9 protein-coding genes are annotated in these 14,370 nt (G+C 60.1%); 2 read left to right on the top strand and 7 right to left on the bottom strand.

Features of this window, described 5'->3' with window-relative positions:
- Positions 1 to 6: 6 nt before the first annotated feature.
- On the top strand, positions 7 to 3,108 hold the full coding sequence (locus BF99_RS0118675) for a hypothetical protein (protein WP_025772361.1): 3,102 nt from the start codon (positions 7 to 9) through the stop codon (positions 3,106 to 3,108).
- A 16-nt stretch (positions 3,109 to 3,124) separates the two neighbouring features.
- On the opposite strand, the gene BF99_RS0118670 is transcribed toward BF99_RS0118675, so the two are convergent.
- The 3 genes from BF99_RS0118670 to BF99_RS0118660 form a co-directional block, all read right to left on the bottom strand.
- Positions 3,125 to 3,910 carry a 16S rRNA (uracil(1498)-N(3))-methyltransferase gene (locus BF99_RS0118670; RefSeq protein WP_025772359.1) on the bottom strand — a complete coding sequence of 262 codons (786 nt, stop codon included), beginning with the start codon at positions 3,908 to 3,910 and terminating at the stop codon, positions 3,125 to 3,127.
- Positions 3,911 to 3,975: 65 nt separating this feature from the next.
- Positions 3,976 to 5,622, bottom strand: a complete 1,647-nt coding sequence (locus BF99_RS0118665) for a peptide chain release factor 3 (RefSeq protein WP_081759359.1) — start codon at positions 5,620 to 5,622, stop codon at positions 3,976 to 3,978.
- Positions 5,623 to 5,991: 369 nt separating this feature from the next.
- Positions 5,992 to 6,216: a cold-shock protein gene (locus BF99_RS0118660; protein WP_025772356.1), complete on the bottom strand. Its 225-nt coding sequence runs from the start codon at positions 6,214 to 6,216 to the stop codon at positions 5,992 to 5,994.
- A 276-nt stretch (positions 6,217 to 6,492) separates the two neighbouring features.
- Here BF99_RS0118660 and BF99_RS21500 point away from each other — a divergent pair, with 276 nt between their 5' ends.
- Complete coding sequence (locus tag BF99_RS21500; protein WP_025772354.1) at positions 6,493 to 7,047, top strand: GFA family protein; 555 nt, start codon at positions 6,493 to 6,495, stop codon at positions 7,045 to 7,047.
- Positions 7,048 to 7,177: 130 nt separating this feature from the next.
- Here BF99_RS21500 and BF99_RS0118650 read toward each other — a convergent pair whose 3' ends face one another.
- From BF99_RS0118650 to BF99_RS23155, 4 genes are all read right to left on the bottom strand, one after another.
- Positions 7,178 to 8,050, bottom strand: a complete 873-nt coding sequence (locus tag BF99_RS0118650) for an NRDE family protein (protein ID WP_025772352.1) — start codon at positions 8,048 to 8,050, stop codon at positions 7,178 to 7,180.
- Positions 8,051 to 8,117: 67 nt separating this feature from the next.
- Positions 8,118 to 11,483, bottom strand: coding sequence for a fused isobutyryl-CoA mutase/GTPase IcmF (icmF, locus tag BF99_RS0118645; RefSeq protein WP_081759358.1), 3,366 nt, complete (start codon positions 11,481 to 11,483; stop codon positions 8,118 to 8,120).
- A gap of 243 nt (positions 11,484 to 11,726) precedes the next feature.
- A complete protein-coding gene (locus BF99_RS0118640; RefSeq protein ID WP_025772348.1) occupies positions 11,727 to 13,307 on the bottom strand; it encodes an ABC transporter substrate-binding protein in 1,581 nt (526 codons plus the stop codon).
- 593 nt (positions 13,308 to 13,900) lie between these two features.
- Positions 13,901 to 14,158, bottom strand: a complete 258-nt coding sequence (locus BF99_RS23155; RefSeq protein ID WP_025772344.1) for a hypothetical protein — start codon at positions 14,156 to 14,158, stop codon at positions 13,901 to 13,903.
- Positions 14,159 to 14,370: the final 212 nt, after the last annotated feature.

Here is a 14,370-nt window from a genome sequence, read left to right as displayed (position 1 = left end):
TGACTGATGGCTGATCCATCCCTTCCGGATCGAGCGGCCTATCGGGATCGCGAACGGATCCCGGGGGCAAACCCTCCCGACACCGCTCGAACGAGCGATCCATCGAGCATCAAGGGGATCGATCTGCCGATCGCCTTGCTGGCCCGTCAGTGGCGCGATCCCCCGGATGATTTCGAGGATCTCGTTGCCCGTACGAAGACGAGCCTGGATGCCTTCATGGATCGCATCGACGAGATGGATGCCATCGACGAAGGAGTCGATTTTCGCGCCCAGCGCCTGATCGCGGACTCCCTGATCGATCTCATCGATACCGTCACCTCCACCGGGCGCAAACCCACGAGGATCGGAAGCGGCATCGCCAAAGCCTTGGAGGCGCTCTTGCGCCCCGATTCCCGCAAAGAATGCATCGCTACCGTCAACGAATTGCGCGGCATGCTGAGCACGCCGATGCTCTCGGAATCCTCGTTTTTCACGCTCGATAAGAAGGCCGAGCGGCTGATGCGAAGCCTTCCCGATCCCGATATCCTCGAACGCATCAAAGACGTGGTCGGCGAGGGTCAAAGGGAGTTTCAGCGCGGGCTCTGGGAGTGGGTGAGCGGAAATCCCGAGGGGCTGAAGCGGATTGCGAGCGTGCTCTTGGCGATCGACGAAGCGGCGCAAGGCAAGCATCCCCTGTGGCGAATCGCGGCTCGCTTCTCGACCCTGATGGCCGAGGAAAATGCCTCTCCGGGGCACGCCCTGACTCGCCTCGTCGGCCAGATCGACCATCAAATCCGGCGCCTTTGCGCCCAAGGGTACAAGGCCGAGCATCCCCCCGAAGCCCTTTTGCACAACCTGCTTTTCCATATCGAGGTTGCGAACAGCGAGAGCGAGACGGCACGTATCGCAAGAGAGGATTTCGATTTGGGGTGCGTATTCGAGATCCCCGCAGCGAGCACCGGCTGGCCCGCCGCCGCCCACTCGAAAACGATGAATCTTCTGCTCGAGGTCTCGGCGAGCCTCGAGGGATCGTCGGCCTTTCGCAACGAAACGGGAAAGGTCCGGCGCGATTTGATCCGAGCCCGAGATGCGATATTTCTTGCAGGCCGACCCGATATCGCCCGGCGCATGAATCGCGCCCTCGACGACCTCGGCGATCCGCAAAGGGCGGATCCGATCGCCATCGCCGGGATCGTGAGGGAGATCTGCGATGCGATCGGGCAGCGACCCCCGGCGACCGGCGATGCCAAACCCGACCTTGAAGACACCGCTCCCGACACCCTCTCTCCTGCTCCTGCTCCTGCTCCTGCGCCCGATCTTTCGAAGATCCCGGATTTCTCCAGGGCCAAGGAGTTGATGGATCGGATCGATGCCGCCTTCGTCGCCGAGCCCGGATTCGATGGGGGCGATGCCGTCGATGATGCACAAGGCTTGGGCGAATCCGCCGCCGCTTACGATGATGCGGGGAAATCGGAACGAGCGATCGATTCGAATCAAGCGATCGACGGCGATCGGGGGGCATCGTCGGAACCGTCTCATATCGAAGGGTTCCCCGACCCCATCGACGATAGCGGCAGCATCGACGATGGGGGAGACAAAGACGCTAAGAGCGAGGGCCGAGGGCAAGAGAGCATTCTCGATGAATCCCCTTCCCCGGCGCTCGGCTCCGATCAGTCGAAAAGGCAAGAACCCTTCGACCCCTTCGAGGCTTATCGATGGAGCCAGGGCGAGGATGCATCCTTTGCGAGCGACGATCCCGCACCGATTGCCAATTTGGCATCGAGGCTCGATGCGAAAGACTCGGCGCTCGACATCCTTTTCGAGCGGGTTCGCACCCACGGCGATACGCAACGGGAGATTGCAAGGGGCTTGCGTCGGCTCGCTCAAGGGATCGAAGAACTCGAGGGCTTGGCGGGGATGAAACGCTTGCATCGCAAGGGCCGGCCGACGGAAAAAAACGAGAGCGCTGCCGATGGCTCGGGCTTGCAACCCGCCGACGAGGCGGACGAGATTGAAAAGGCCCGACGATTGATCCCGGTGCTAAGGGCGATCGCCGCTCATAGCGAGAGATTGTCGAAGCGCGGGCAAAGAGAAGGAGTGATACTGGAAAAAACCGTGAGCGGACTGCGACTCCTTCCGCTCGAGATCGGCATTCGCCGCCTGCGCGCCATCGCCACCCGCCCCCGAGCGGACGGCAAGAGGATCGTCATCGACGTTCGAGGCGAGGAACAGCGTTGCGATCCGACGGTGATGGATCACCTCTTTCCGATCATCGAGGCCCTGATCGAAACCGTGATCGAGGCGGTGATCGAACCCCCTTCCTACCGATCCGATCGCCCGCACCCCCCTCCGGCGAGGCTGGGGCTCGACTTCTCGCTCGAATCGGGTGAAATGCACCTATCGGTGATCGCCTGCGGCCGACCCTTGGAAAGCGCAAGCCTTGCGAGGATCCGAAAGCGCATCGACCAAGCCCGAGGGGCGCTGGAGATACTGCCTTCGCCCCGAGATCGCCTCGTCGGTTTGAGAGTCGAATTGCCGCTCACGAGGTGGCTCGATAGCGTGGTGGTGGGGGAATCGAAAAAAGAGCGCTTCGCCCTTTTCGCCCGCGATGTGGTGGCGATCCTTCGCTTTGATCTGGGGGGATTGGTTCGGCTACCGGAAGACCGACCCCCTGCTGGGACGGCGGCGGAAAACGAAGTGCCCGCCGACTCTTTCGATCAACGAGAAACGACTTGTCGATATCTCGAAGGCGAGGGCTTCGAGTACGGGGGCGATCTCTACCCTTTGAGAAGTCTTCGGCCCTCGAAGGGCTCTTTGCCGCCTGCAGATGAAGACGATGCCGATCCCGCAAAGGGCGATTCCTCGAAGCGGTCTCGAACCATCGTGCTGCTGCGCATCGGGGAAAAACGATGCGCCCTTCTTTGCGATGCGATCGAGAGCGCCGACGAATGCATCCTGTGCCCTTTGCCCCCCGCTGTCGCCGAATTCGCAACGACGGCGGTCGTTTTCGCCGATCGTCGAGCGCCGGCGGTGCTGATCGAGAGCCTGAATGTCATCGAAGGCGATGCCGAGAACGATGATCCCGAAGAAGGGGCGACCGCCTCGACCGATCAAACCTTGCGGGATTGAACGAGCGTCCTCAAACTCAACCCAGATCGCCCAAACGGGCTTGCAACAAGGCGATGGCGACCAAGCCTGCGGTTTCGGTGCGCAATATCCTGGGACCCAAACGCAGGCCTCGATAACCCGCTTCCTGCGCCCGCTCCACCTCCCTTTGCGAGAATCCCCCTTCGGGGCCGACGATCACGCGCAGGCTTTTTTCGGGATCGAGATCGGAGCCTTCGAATCCGGTCATATCGACCTCGCTCGGTGATTCCTTCGCCTCGGGGTGAAGAAAGAACCCCGAAGAGCCGCCCTTCGCCATCCAATCCTCGTACACCTGCAACTCGGCGATGACCGGGATGCGAACGCGCCCCGATTGCTGGGCGGCATGGATGGCCACCCCCTGCCAGTGTTCGATCCGTCGCTTCGCTCGCCCCGGATCCGGGCGGGAGACGCTGCGCTCGCAAAGCAGGGGATGGATCGCGCACACCCCGAGTTCGGTCGCCTTTTGCACCACGAAATCCATCCGCTCGCCCTTGCACAGACCTTGCACCAATTCGATCTGCAAAGGGGATTCGCTCGCCACCGCCCGGGCGGCGCCCAATACCGCTTTCACTCCCCCGCCTCGACCGGGGCGATCGGGCCTCGATACGACGGATGCGACGATGGTGGCGTCGTATTCGAAATCGCTGCGGCCGTCGAATACGATGATCGGATCGCCCTCTTCGAGCCGCAGCGTCCTCGTTGCATGGCGGCTCACAGCTGCGGGCAAGACGATTTCCCGGCCTGAATCGAGTTCGGCATCGACATGAAAACGGGGAACGGGCACTTTCACTCAATCCGGGGCCTAAGATGGATCCGCGCGATCGATCCGGATCGGATCCGAAAAACAACCTAGGGGCTTCGTATTTCGCAAGTGGCGCTGAAATCGATGGCGGGCCAACGCTCGACGGCGAGGGTGAGATTGGCCATCGAAGGAGCGAGCCATGCCAAATTCCCGCCGCCGTCGAGGGCCAGATTGGCCTCGTTGCGGCGGCGAAAATCATCGAGGATCTTGGCATCGTCGGCCTTGATCCAGCGGGCGGCGATCACCTGAACCCTCTCGTAATCGCTGTGCACCCCGTATTCATTTTGCAGCCTCCACTTGACGACATCGAACTGCAAGGGACCGATGGCCCCCAAGATCAGATCGTTGGTGAGCAGCGGACGAAAAACCTGCACCGCACCCTCCTCCCCCAACTGATCGAGCCCCTTGCGCAGCGCCTTCATTCGCAAGGGATCGCGCAACAATACCCGCCTGAAGAGCTCGGGGGCGAAACTCGGGATGCCGGTGAATTCGAGGGATTCCCCCTCGGTGAAACTATCGCCGATGCTGACCGTGCCGTGGCTGTGAAGGCCGATCACATCCCCCGCCCAAGCATCGTCGACCTGCTCTCGATCGCGGGCCATGAAGGTGATGGCGCCGGCGGCCTGAAATGCCTTGCCGGTGCGCACATGGTGCAAGCGCATCCCCTTGCGCCAATGACCCGATGTGACGCGCATGAAGGCGATTCGATCGCGATGCTGCGGATCCATATTGGCTTGAATTTTGAATACGAAGCCGCTGAATGCGCGCTCGCCCGGATCCACCTTGCGTTGCACCGTCTTGCGAGAGCCGGGGGCGGGGGCCAGACCGACGAAATGATCGAGCAGTTCTCGTATTCCGAAATTGTTGATCGCCGAGCCGAAAAATACCGGGGCGCGGGTGGCGGCCAAATAAGCCGATGGATCCAAGGGATGGCTCGCCCCCCGAACCAGATCGATCTCGTCTCGAAGTTCGCCCGCTCTCGATCCGAGACGGCGATCGATCTCCTCGCTATCGAGCCCTTGGGCGACCTCCCCCTCGACGATCCCGCCATCGTGACGGGGGCTGAAAAAATGAACCCGATCCTCGATGAGGTGGTAGACCCCTTGAAAAGCCTGTCCGCTGCCGATAGGCCAAGTGACCGGTGCGCATTCGATATCGAGCACATCTTCGATCTCGTCGAGGAGTTCCAGGGGATCTCGGCTTTCGCGATCCATCTTGTTGACGAAGACCATCACCGGGGTGGCGCGCAAGCGACAAACCTCCATCAAGCGGATGGTGCGGGCCTCGACCCCGCGCGCGCCGTCGATCACCATCAAGGCGGAGTCGACGGCGGTCAGGGTGCGATAGGTATCTTCGGAAAAATCCTCGTGCCCCGGGGTGTCGAGGAGATTGACGATATGACCGGTGTACGGAAACTGCATGACCGAAGAGGTGACGGATATCCCGCGCTCCTTCTCCAGTTGCATCCAATCCGAGGTGGCATGACGCGCCGCCTTGCGACCCTTGACCGTCCCCGCCAATCGGATGGCCCCGCCGAAAAGCAGCAGTTTTTCGGTCAGCGTGGTCTTGCCCGCATCGGGGTGGGAGATGATGGCGAAGGTACGCCGGCGAGCGATTTCCGGATGGACTTGCCGATCCTCGGTCGGCCGATGATCGGTCAAGGGATCGTCGATCGAAGTCGGTGGGTTTTGCATTTGGGGAACATCGTACGATGACGAGGCCCGGGACGAGGCCCGAGGCGATGTGCGCGGATCGACGCCGAAAGCGCTTTGAAGGGGATCGAGGGTTCGAAGTCCGATGAGGCGGTGCCTACGGGATTTCAAAAAAGGAGGGTGGTTCGAAAAAGCCCTTCGAAAGAACCCTTCGAAAAAACTCGAACCCGCTTGAGGAACCCTATCCATTTCGGGTCTTTCGACATGACAATAGGCCGGGATACGAAACGCACCCCGGCCTTTGAAAAACTCTTATCCGGGCCTTGAGGAGGCTTGCGGATAAAAAGAGAATCGAATGCTTGTTTTCTCGAAAGCGCCCGAAAAGCGGCAGATCCGCTTCGATTCCTCCTATCAGGAATGATCGGGCGTGGCTTGGACCAACGAGACATTGCGGGCCTGCAAACCCTTGGGCCCCTGCTCGATGTCGAAATTGACGGTCTGATCCTCCTGAAGAGTACGGAAACCGGATGCATTGATAGCGGAAAAATGGACGAATACGTCCTCGCCGCCGTCTTGAGGGGCGATAAAACCATACCCCTTGGAATCGTTGAACCACTTCACTTTACCGATCGGCATTGATGCATACCTCATATACTGAATGAAACATGAAATGCTTGACTTCGAATCGCATTCGTGCCGAGGAAAAAACGCTATGAAGGGGCTCTTGGCGGGAAAGCGAAAAAGCAAGCGGGATGAAACGACATGCCCCCCATAAAGGAAGTATATCCCCGATCGGGTCGGTTAAGGGCATAAATCGTCCCTTGCAACCAAGAGGCCGAATTCCGCTATCAAGGGGATGCGGCCGGGTTCCATCGGGATTTTCACCCATCGAGAAGGGCGAGGCGATGAACGATGCGCGAAAAAGCAGGTCGGACGATGAGCGTTGAGGGCTCGAAAAATGGCTCGTCTCGGTGGATCGACCGGCAAGGAGGCTGCCAATGCGGCGCCATCCGCTATCGTTTGAAGCGAGCGCCGCTGACCCTTTACGCCTGCCACTGCCGCAGCTGTCAAAAACAATCCTCTTCCGCCTTCGGGATATCGATGCGCATGGAGCGCCTCGCCGTCGAATTCAGCGGGGCGATGCCTCGCATCTGGCGCACATCGGGGGATTCCGGCACCCCCAAACTATGCGCATTTTGCGCCGAATGCGGCACCCGTCTTTATCACACCGGGGAAAAGCCCGACGATCCGCTGACCATCAAGGGCGGCTCTTTGGACGATGCTTCGGATCTCGAGCCGATTTGTCATCTATGGATGAAGCGATCCCAACGATGGACAAAGCCGCTGCTTGACCGGGACGGGGGCTTCGAGAGTGAGCCGGAAAACGACGAGATCCTGCTTCGCCTATGGCAAGAAAAAATGGACTCGGACTCGGTCTCGCATTCGGATTGCGCAGGGGAAGAATGAATCCGAGGCTCGATGTCGATCACGATATCGATTCGACCATCGCCCTATCCATATCGCTGCGAACGACTCGCCGATGGCTCTCGCAGGCCACTCCACCGCCGATGATTCGATTCCCCTCGGATGTTGCCCGCTACTTCGATATCCGAAATACCCGCTCGTCTTCGAGGCTCCCTCGGGGCCGGAAACGACGCTCGATCAGCAACCCCGATCCATCGCCCTCGAGAAAAAGGAGTGTCGAGGCGCGGGTCCCGTAGTCATCGCCTTCGATGAAACGGGACGATAAAAAACGCTCTCGCTCGATCCCGATTCCGGTATCGGGCAGCGAGGCATCGGGGGCGATCTCGCGCGAGGTCAACAACGAGAAAAAATCATGCGGCTCAAAATGCTTTGATCGCAACAATCGCCGCATCTCCTCCTTGCCCTGCACCACCTTGGGCCACGGCGTATCGAGCAGATGGTTGGAAAGACCGTAGACGCCGGGAGCCAAGCATCTAGGCGGCGATCCCCGATTGGAGACGAAGCACAGATCCTCTTCATCCATCGCAAGCAGCCCAAAACCCCGATAGTGATGACCTGCATGATGGATCCGATTCGAATATTCGAATGCTCGCTCTCGTCCCCCTTCGCCCCCGGCCAGAAAATCAAGAACCAGCTCGCCGCGGGAGCGAAACGCAGGCGTCGCCTTAGGCACCGGCAACTCATGACCCGAAGCGCTCGACCCTAAGGGCAATTCCCGATAGTTGGTGATCGCCGAAAATCGGATCCGCGGGCGGATTTGCGGATGGGTTTGCGGATGGACTTTCAGGCAATCAAGGGTATCGGACGGACGAGCCACCCCCATCCACGTCCCGCCTTGTTGCAGATCCCGTCCGGCCAACACCCCCGGGATATCCTCCCACCAAGCGGCGGGAGCGGCCCGGCGGGCGTGCCATTCATCGCGGTTCGCAGCGACGATCAGATCGAAGCGGGGGACGGCTCGCCAAGCGAGATAGATCAGGCACATACAACCGAGGGCCTTGGGGGGAAACGCCCTCTTCGACGGATCATCGAGGAAGCCGGGCGAGCCTTGCTCACATGCTCCTCCGATACTGCCCCCCGACCTCGAAGAGGGTGTCGGTGATCTGCCCCAAGGAGCAGCAGCGCACCGCATCCATCAACGCCTCGAAGAGATTCTCTCCTTCGAGTGCCGCCTTTCGCAAGCGCTCCAAGGCAAGCGGCGCCTGCCCCGCATGGCGTTCGTGGAAGGCCCGCAAGCGCTCGATCTGCTCCTCTTTTTCCTTCGAGGTCGAGCGGGCGAGGGAGATGGTCGTCCTATCCGATGCGGCATTCGGATTGACGAAGGTATTGACCCCGACGATGGGCAGGGATCCATCGTGCTTTTTCTGTTCGTAGGCGATCGATTCATCCTGAATGCGACCGCGCTGATATCCGGTCTCCATCGCCCCCAATACCCCGCCGCGATCGGAAATCCTTTCGAATTCCGCCAGCACCGCCTCCTCCACGAGATCGGTCAGCTCCTCGATGAGGAAGGATCCCTGGTTCGGATTTTCGTTGCGCGAAAGCCCCCACTCCCGATTGATGATCATCTGAATGGCCACCGCGCGGCGCACCGAATCGTCGGTGGGGGTGGTGATCGCCTCGTCGTAGGCGTTGGTATGCAGGCTGTTGCAGTGATCGTAGGTGGCGATCAGGGCTTGCAAGGTGGTGCGAATATCGTTGAAGTCGATCTCTTGCGCATGCAAGGAGCGGCCGGAAGTCTGGATGTGGTATTTGAGTTTTTGGCTGCGCTCGTTCGCACCGTAGCGATCGCGCATCGCCACCGCCCAGATGCGCCGCGCCACCCTTCCCAATACCGAATACTCGGCATCCATGCCGTTCGAGAAGAAAAAGGAGAGGTTCGGCGCGAAATCGTCGATCTTCATGCCGCGCGCCAGCCACGCCTCGACATAGCAAAAGCCGTTGGCGAGGGTGAAGGCGAGCTGGGAGATGGGATTCGCCCCCGCCTCGGCGATGTGGTAGCCGGAGATCGATACCGAGTAGAAATATCGCACCCGATGGCGGACGAACCATTGCTGGATATCGCCCATCAGTTTGAGCGAAAACTCGGTGGAGAAGATGCAGGTGTTTTGTCCTTGATCCTCTTTGAGGATATCGGCTTGCACGGTACCGCGCACGCCGGCCAATACCCTGGCTCGTATCTCGCGCGCCTCGGCCTCGTCGGGGGGGCGACCGGCATCGCTCTCGAAGCGATCCAGTCGCTGATCGATGGCGGTGTTGAGAAACATCGCAAGGATCGTCGGGGCCGGTCCGTTGATGGTCATCGAAACCGAGGTCTTGGGATCGCAAAGATCGAAGCCGTCATAGAGGGTCTTGATATCGTCGATGGTCGCGATCGACACCCCCGAATTGCCCACCTTGCCGTAGATATCGGGACGGTGCGAGGGATCGAATCCGTAGAGGGTCACGGAGTCGAAGGCCGTCGAGAGGCGCTTGGCCGAGGAATGCTCCGATAGCAGTCGAAAGCGGCGATTGGTGCGCTTTGCATCCCCCTCTCCGGCGAACATCCGCGAGGGATCCTCGCCGGCTCGCTTGAAGGGAAAGACCCCGGCGGTGAAGGGGAAGTGACCTGGCAGATGCTCCTCCATCAAAAAGCGCAGCAGATCCCCCTCATCGGAAAAACGCGGCAAAGCGATGCGAGGGATGGAGGTGCCCGAAAGGGTGGTACGGCGAAGCAAGATGCCCTTCTCCCCGCCCTTGGACCCTTCACTTTCGGACCCTTCGGGTGATCGCTCATCGCCCTCGTAGCCCTTGCGGATCGCCGGCCACTCGCCCAAGAGGGTGCGAGAACGCTCATCGAGGGCGCCTTCGCTTTCGCGCAGCAATCGGATCACGGGGGCGATCGCCGCCTCTTCCTCGCCGGATTCGTTCAAAAGCCGCATCACCTCGCGCAAGCGCTGGCAACGACGAGCCTGCCCCGCCTGCTCCTCGACCCGGATCCGGTAATCGCGCAGGGTTTGGGCGATCTCCGCCAAGTAGCGGCTTCTGGAGGCGGGCACGATGGGGTGCGCGGTCGATGAACATTTCGCCTCGGGTACCGGCAGCGTCCCGATCTCCTTGCCGATCGAGGAATGCGCCCCCAAGGACTCGATCAATCCGTGATAAAGGGCGGTGACTCCGTCATCGTTGAAGCGAGAGGCGATGACGCCGTAGACCGGCATCGACTCCGGCGGTCGATCGAAGCGCTCATGGTTGCGTTGTACCTGCTTTCGAACATCGCGCAGGGCGTCCTCGGCCCCCTTGCGATCGAATTTATTGATGACCACCAGATCGGCGAAGTCGAGCATGTCGATCTTCTCCAACTGGCTGGCAGCCCCGAACTCCGGGGTCATCACATAAAGCGATCGATCCACGAAGGGGACGATGGAGGCATCGCCTTGCCCGATCCCGCTGGTTTCCACCAGCACCAGATCGAAACCCGCCAAGCGGGTGGCGGCGATCGTTTCGGCGAGGCAGTCGGGGATCTCGCGACTCGAGTCCCTCGTGGCCAAAGAACGCATGTAGATATTCGGGTGGTGGATCGCATTCATCCGGATGCGATCCCCGAGCAGCGCTCCGCCCGAACGACGGCGAGAGGGATCGATGGCCAATACCGCGATGCGCAGGGCGTCTTTCCGATCCAGACGAAATCGCCGCAGGATCTCATCGGTCAAGGAGGATTTGCCGGCGCCGCCGGTGCCGGTGATGCCGATGACCGGCGCCGGTTCGGGTAGGGACCGAGCCCGGTCGACGATGGCATCTTTGAGCGCCGGATCCAAAGTCCCGTCCTCGATCGCCGTGATCACCCGCGCCAGCGCAAGCCGCGAAGGGGCGCCCGGCTTGCAGGTCAGGTCGTCGAGAGCGGAAAGCGGCAGGCTTTTCGCGCCGCCGTCGCAGCGCGCGATCATGTCGTCGATCATCCCGCGCAAGCCCAAGGTGCGACCGTCTTCCGGCGAATAGATGCGGGTGATCCCTCGGGCGTGCAGTTCCTCGATCTCCTCGGGGATGATGACCCCACCGCCGCCCCCGAAAATGCGGATATCCTCGCCCCCGCGCTCGCGCAGGATCTTCGCCATATATCCGAAATATTCGAGATGCCCGCCTTGGTAGGAACTCACCGCGATCGCATCGGCGTCTTCGTCGATGGCGGCGACGACGACTTCCTCGACCGAGCGGTTATGACCCAAATGGACGACTTCCGCACCTGCGGATTGCAAGATGCGGCGCATGATATTGATCGAGGCGTCGTGGCCGTCGAAAAGACCGGCGGCGGTGATGAAACGAATCCGCTTGGTCGCTTGGGCTTCGGGCTCGATGCAAGAGGGATGCACGCCCGATGAATCGCCGGCCTCGGGGGTCGCCGGGGATGCGGGATAAGCCAGAGGAGCGGGTTCGGCCATGGCGAAAGAACTCCGATTGGGGGCTGAGCGCAGGATCGAAGTCGTCGGCGCACCTTGGGGATCCTTGGGATCCAAGAATACCGGATCGCAAGGAATCGCCCCGAGATAAAAGGACAAGAAGATAAACGAAGGCGGGCGACCGGCTCTGTCTTTATATCGTCTTTACATCGCACATCCGGCGAGCCGGCGCCCTTGCGCTTTTTCCGCGGGCTTTTTTCACCTGTTTTTTTCGCCCGATGGGGATCAGGCATTCATCCATGCGAATTCCAGCCATTCGAATGCGCCCAAAGAGCCCAATGGAACCTCGGGGATGCCGCGGATCCTCTCGTTGACCCCGTCGACATTGTTGATATGCACCGGGATCACCATCCCGCTGCCGTGATGGACCAAGGCCTGCATTTCGCAAAGCATCTTGCGCCGCTTCGCGGCATCGTTTTCCGCCCGATGTTGTTCGAGAAGTTCCCCCATGCGCCGATCCTTCCAAAAGGTATCGTTCCATGCCGCTTGGGGATCGAACTGGGTGGTCAGCATCAAATTGGCGGTGGGGCGCATATTCCAAGCCACGACATTCATCGGCTCTTTCATCCACACCGTGCCCCAATAGCCGTCGACCGGAACCTTCTTGATGCGAAGGTCGAAACCGACCCGGGAGAGATCGGCGCGCATCATCAAGGCGATCTTCTCGATATGGGGATCGACGGCGGCGACATGCAAAACCGCGCTGTCTTGACCGGATTTTCGCAGGTGGAAGCGAGCCTTGTCCCGATCGAAGGGACGCTGCGGCAGGGCATCGCAATGCTCCGCCCCATAAGCCGGAGAAATGGGGTGATCGTTGCCGATCTGTCCGTGTCCTTTGAGGATCGAACGCACGATCCGCTCGCGATTTTGGATATATTGCATGCCCTTGACGAAATCGTCGTTCTCGCCGGGGCTCGTATTCTTCAAACAACAAATACCGGTGTAGTAGCCCGAAGGAATGGAACTCACCCGCACGCCTTCGGCTCTTTGGATGCGATCGACGGCATCGATGGCCACCTCGCTCACGAGATCCGCCTCCCCGGCGATCAGGGCGTCGACCCGGGCTTGCGGATCGGCGATGGCGCCGATCTCGACGGTATCGAAGTTGGCCGGCGCTCGCCAATAGTTCTCGTTCCGGATATGGGTCGAACGCACTCCGGGCTCGAAGACCTCGAGGCGATAAGGCCCGGTTCCGATCCCTTGGGAAAAATCGATCGTCCCTTCCTTGACCACTTTTACGTTCTTTTCCCCGAGTTTGGCCGGTAAATCGGCATCGGGGTAGTTCATGATCGCCTTGATGGTGGAGGCATCGACCCGCTGCCACTCCTTGACGCTGTTGAAGAAGGTTCTGACCATCGAGGGGGAATTCCGGCCCAAGTGACGATTGAGACTCCACACCACGTCGTAGGCGGTCATGGGAGTGCCATCGTGGAATTCCACACCCTTGCGGATTTTGAAGAGGAATTCGAGGCCTTCTCGAGCGGTCGACCACTCCTCGGCCAGCTCGGGGTAGAGCGTCATGTTCTCCAAGATCTGCACAAGACCGTTATAGGTCGCGCGGCCGCGGGCGGCATCGATATTGGAGGAAAATAAAAGGGGATCGAGTCCGTCGTTCGGGCCTTGGCGGTCGGCGAGATAGCGTATATCCCCGCCCCGACGGGTGGTTTGGGCCAACGCCCCGGACGAGGACAAGAGCCCGCCGGCGGCCGTCGCCGACAATCCGGACGCCGCCATCGCCGTCAAGAACGCTCGCCGATCGACCCTTGTATCTCCATGGATCCTTCGATGCTTTTCAATCTCTTTCATTTGCAGTGATCCTTATCGATCATCGAGTCGATTCGAAAGCCTGCCCCTTCGGGGAGGGGGCGACTCTTTCGGGTCGCCGGGAAAAACGGGGCCAAGGAGCGATTCGCTTGGCTCTCATGGATGCCAAATCGAAGCGACCCCCCGCGCCCTCGGATCGGGCGAATCGGGTCAACAAAGACATGATGGGGGAATTATACGAAAGAGCGACTCGGATCGAAGTGCGAAAGCCGTCGAGCGCCGAATACCTCGATGAATCGATGACGGGGAAATCCGAGACGAGATCGATATCGAGCCTCACCGACCCCATGATATCGATTCATGATATCGATATGATCCGCAAAGTGTCGATATGAAATGTCGATGCTGGATGTCGATACTTCGGAAAGCGATTCGATGTCGCGATCGATCCGTCCGAACTCGAGCCATCCGAACTCGAGTCTTCCCATCGCAAAGGCCCTTTTCCAAAGCCTCGATGATGCGCATGGCACCGATGGCAAGGAACATCATCGCAAGGTGGGCGCAGGGAATGGAGGAACTGAAAGAACCAACCGCTTAGGGGCGGTCAACCCATGCCGGATCGCCCCGCTCGAACGCTATCCGCTCGGATGCGCTCGGGCGAGGGTGGTTTGGAAAACACCAAAGAGTCGAAGCCCCATCGATACCAACACCAACATCATGCCCCCGATCAAAGTATGGGTCACCGCATTCGCTTTATCCAACTTCGAGAACGTTTGGCGCAGGTCCGACTGCTCGGCTGTCATCTTCAGGACCGCTTCTTCGACGAGCCTTAGCCTGACTTCATGATCGGTAAATAGTCGATCGATGAGCTCTTGCTTTTCGAGTTCGCTCATTATGAGCCCCTTCGCTCGGCGGGTGAATGGGTGGGGGGCTATTTCGCTTCGACTTCGCCCCCCGCAATTTTCAAAGGTTCCAATCGACCCTTTATAAACTGCACTTCGTCCCGAAGATTTGATAGGTCATCCCGCACCGCAATGATGCGCGTATCAATGCGCTCATTGATACGAAGTTCGGTCTCGTGGATCGTGCCCGCTACCACCCAAGT

It is taken from the genome of Thioalkalivibrio sp. HK1 (assembly GCA_000583135.1).
Classification (GTDB): domain Bacteria; phylum Pseudomonadota; class Gammaproteobacteria; order HK1; family HK1; genus HK1.
This window is presented reverse-complemented; position numbering and strand designations above follow the sequence as displayed.

Coding starts and splice junctions, on each gene's coding strand:
- BF99_RS0118675 (WP_025772361.1), top strand. CDS start 7: ATGGCTGATCCATCCCTTCCGGATCGAGCGGCCTATCGGGATCGCGAA.
- BF99_RS0118665 (WP_081759359.1), bottom strand. CDS start 5,622: ATGCAAAACCCACCGACTTCGATCGACGATCCCTTGACCGATCATCGG.
- BF99_RS0118660 (WP_025772356.1), bottom strand. CDS start 6,216: ATGCCGATCGGTAAAGTGAAGTGGTTCAACGATTCCAAGGGGTATGGT.
- BF99_RS21500 (WP_025772354.1), top strand. CDS start 6,493: ATGCGCGAAAAAGCAGGTCGGACGATGAGCGTTGAGGGCTCGAAAAAT.
- BF99_RS0118650 (WP_025772352.1), bottom strand. CDS start 8,050: ATGTGCCTGATCTATCTCGCTTGGCGAGCCGTCCCCCGCTTCGATCTG.
- icmF (WP_081759358.1), bottom strand. CDS start 11,483: ATGGCCGAACCCGCTCCTCTGGCTTATCCCGCATCCCCGGCGACCCCC.
- BF99_RS0118640 (WP_025772348.1), bottom strand. CDS start 13,307: ATGAAAGAGATTGAAAAGCATCGAAGGATCCATGGAGATACAAGGGTC.
- BF99_RS23155 (WP_025772344.1), bottom strand. CDS start 14,158: ATGAGCGAACTCGAAAAGCAAGAGCTCATCGATCGACTATTTACCGAT.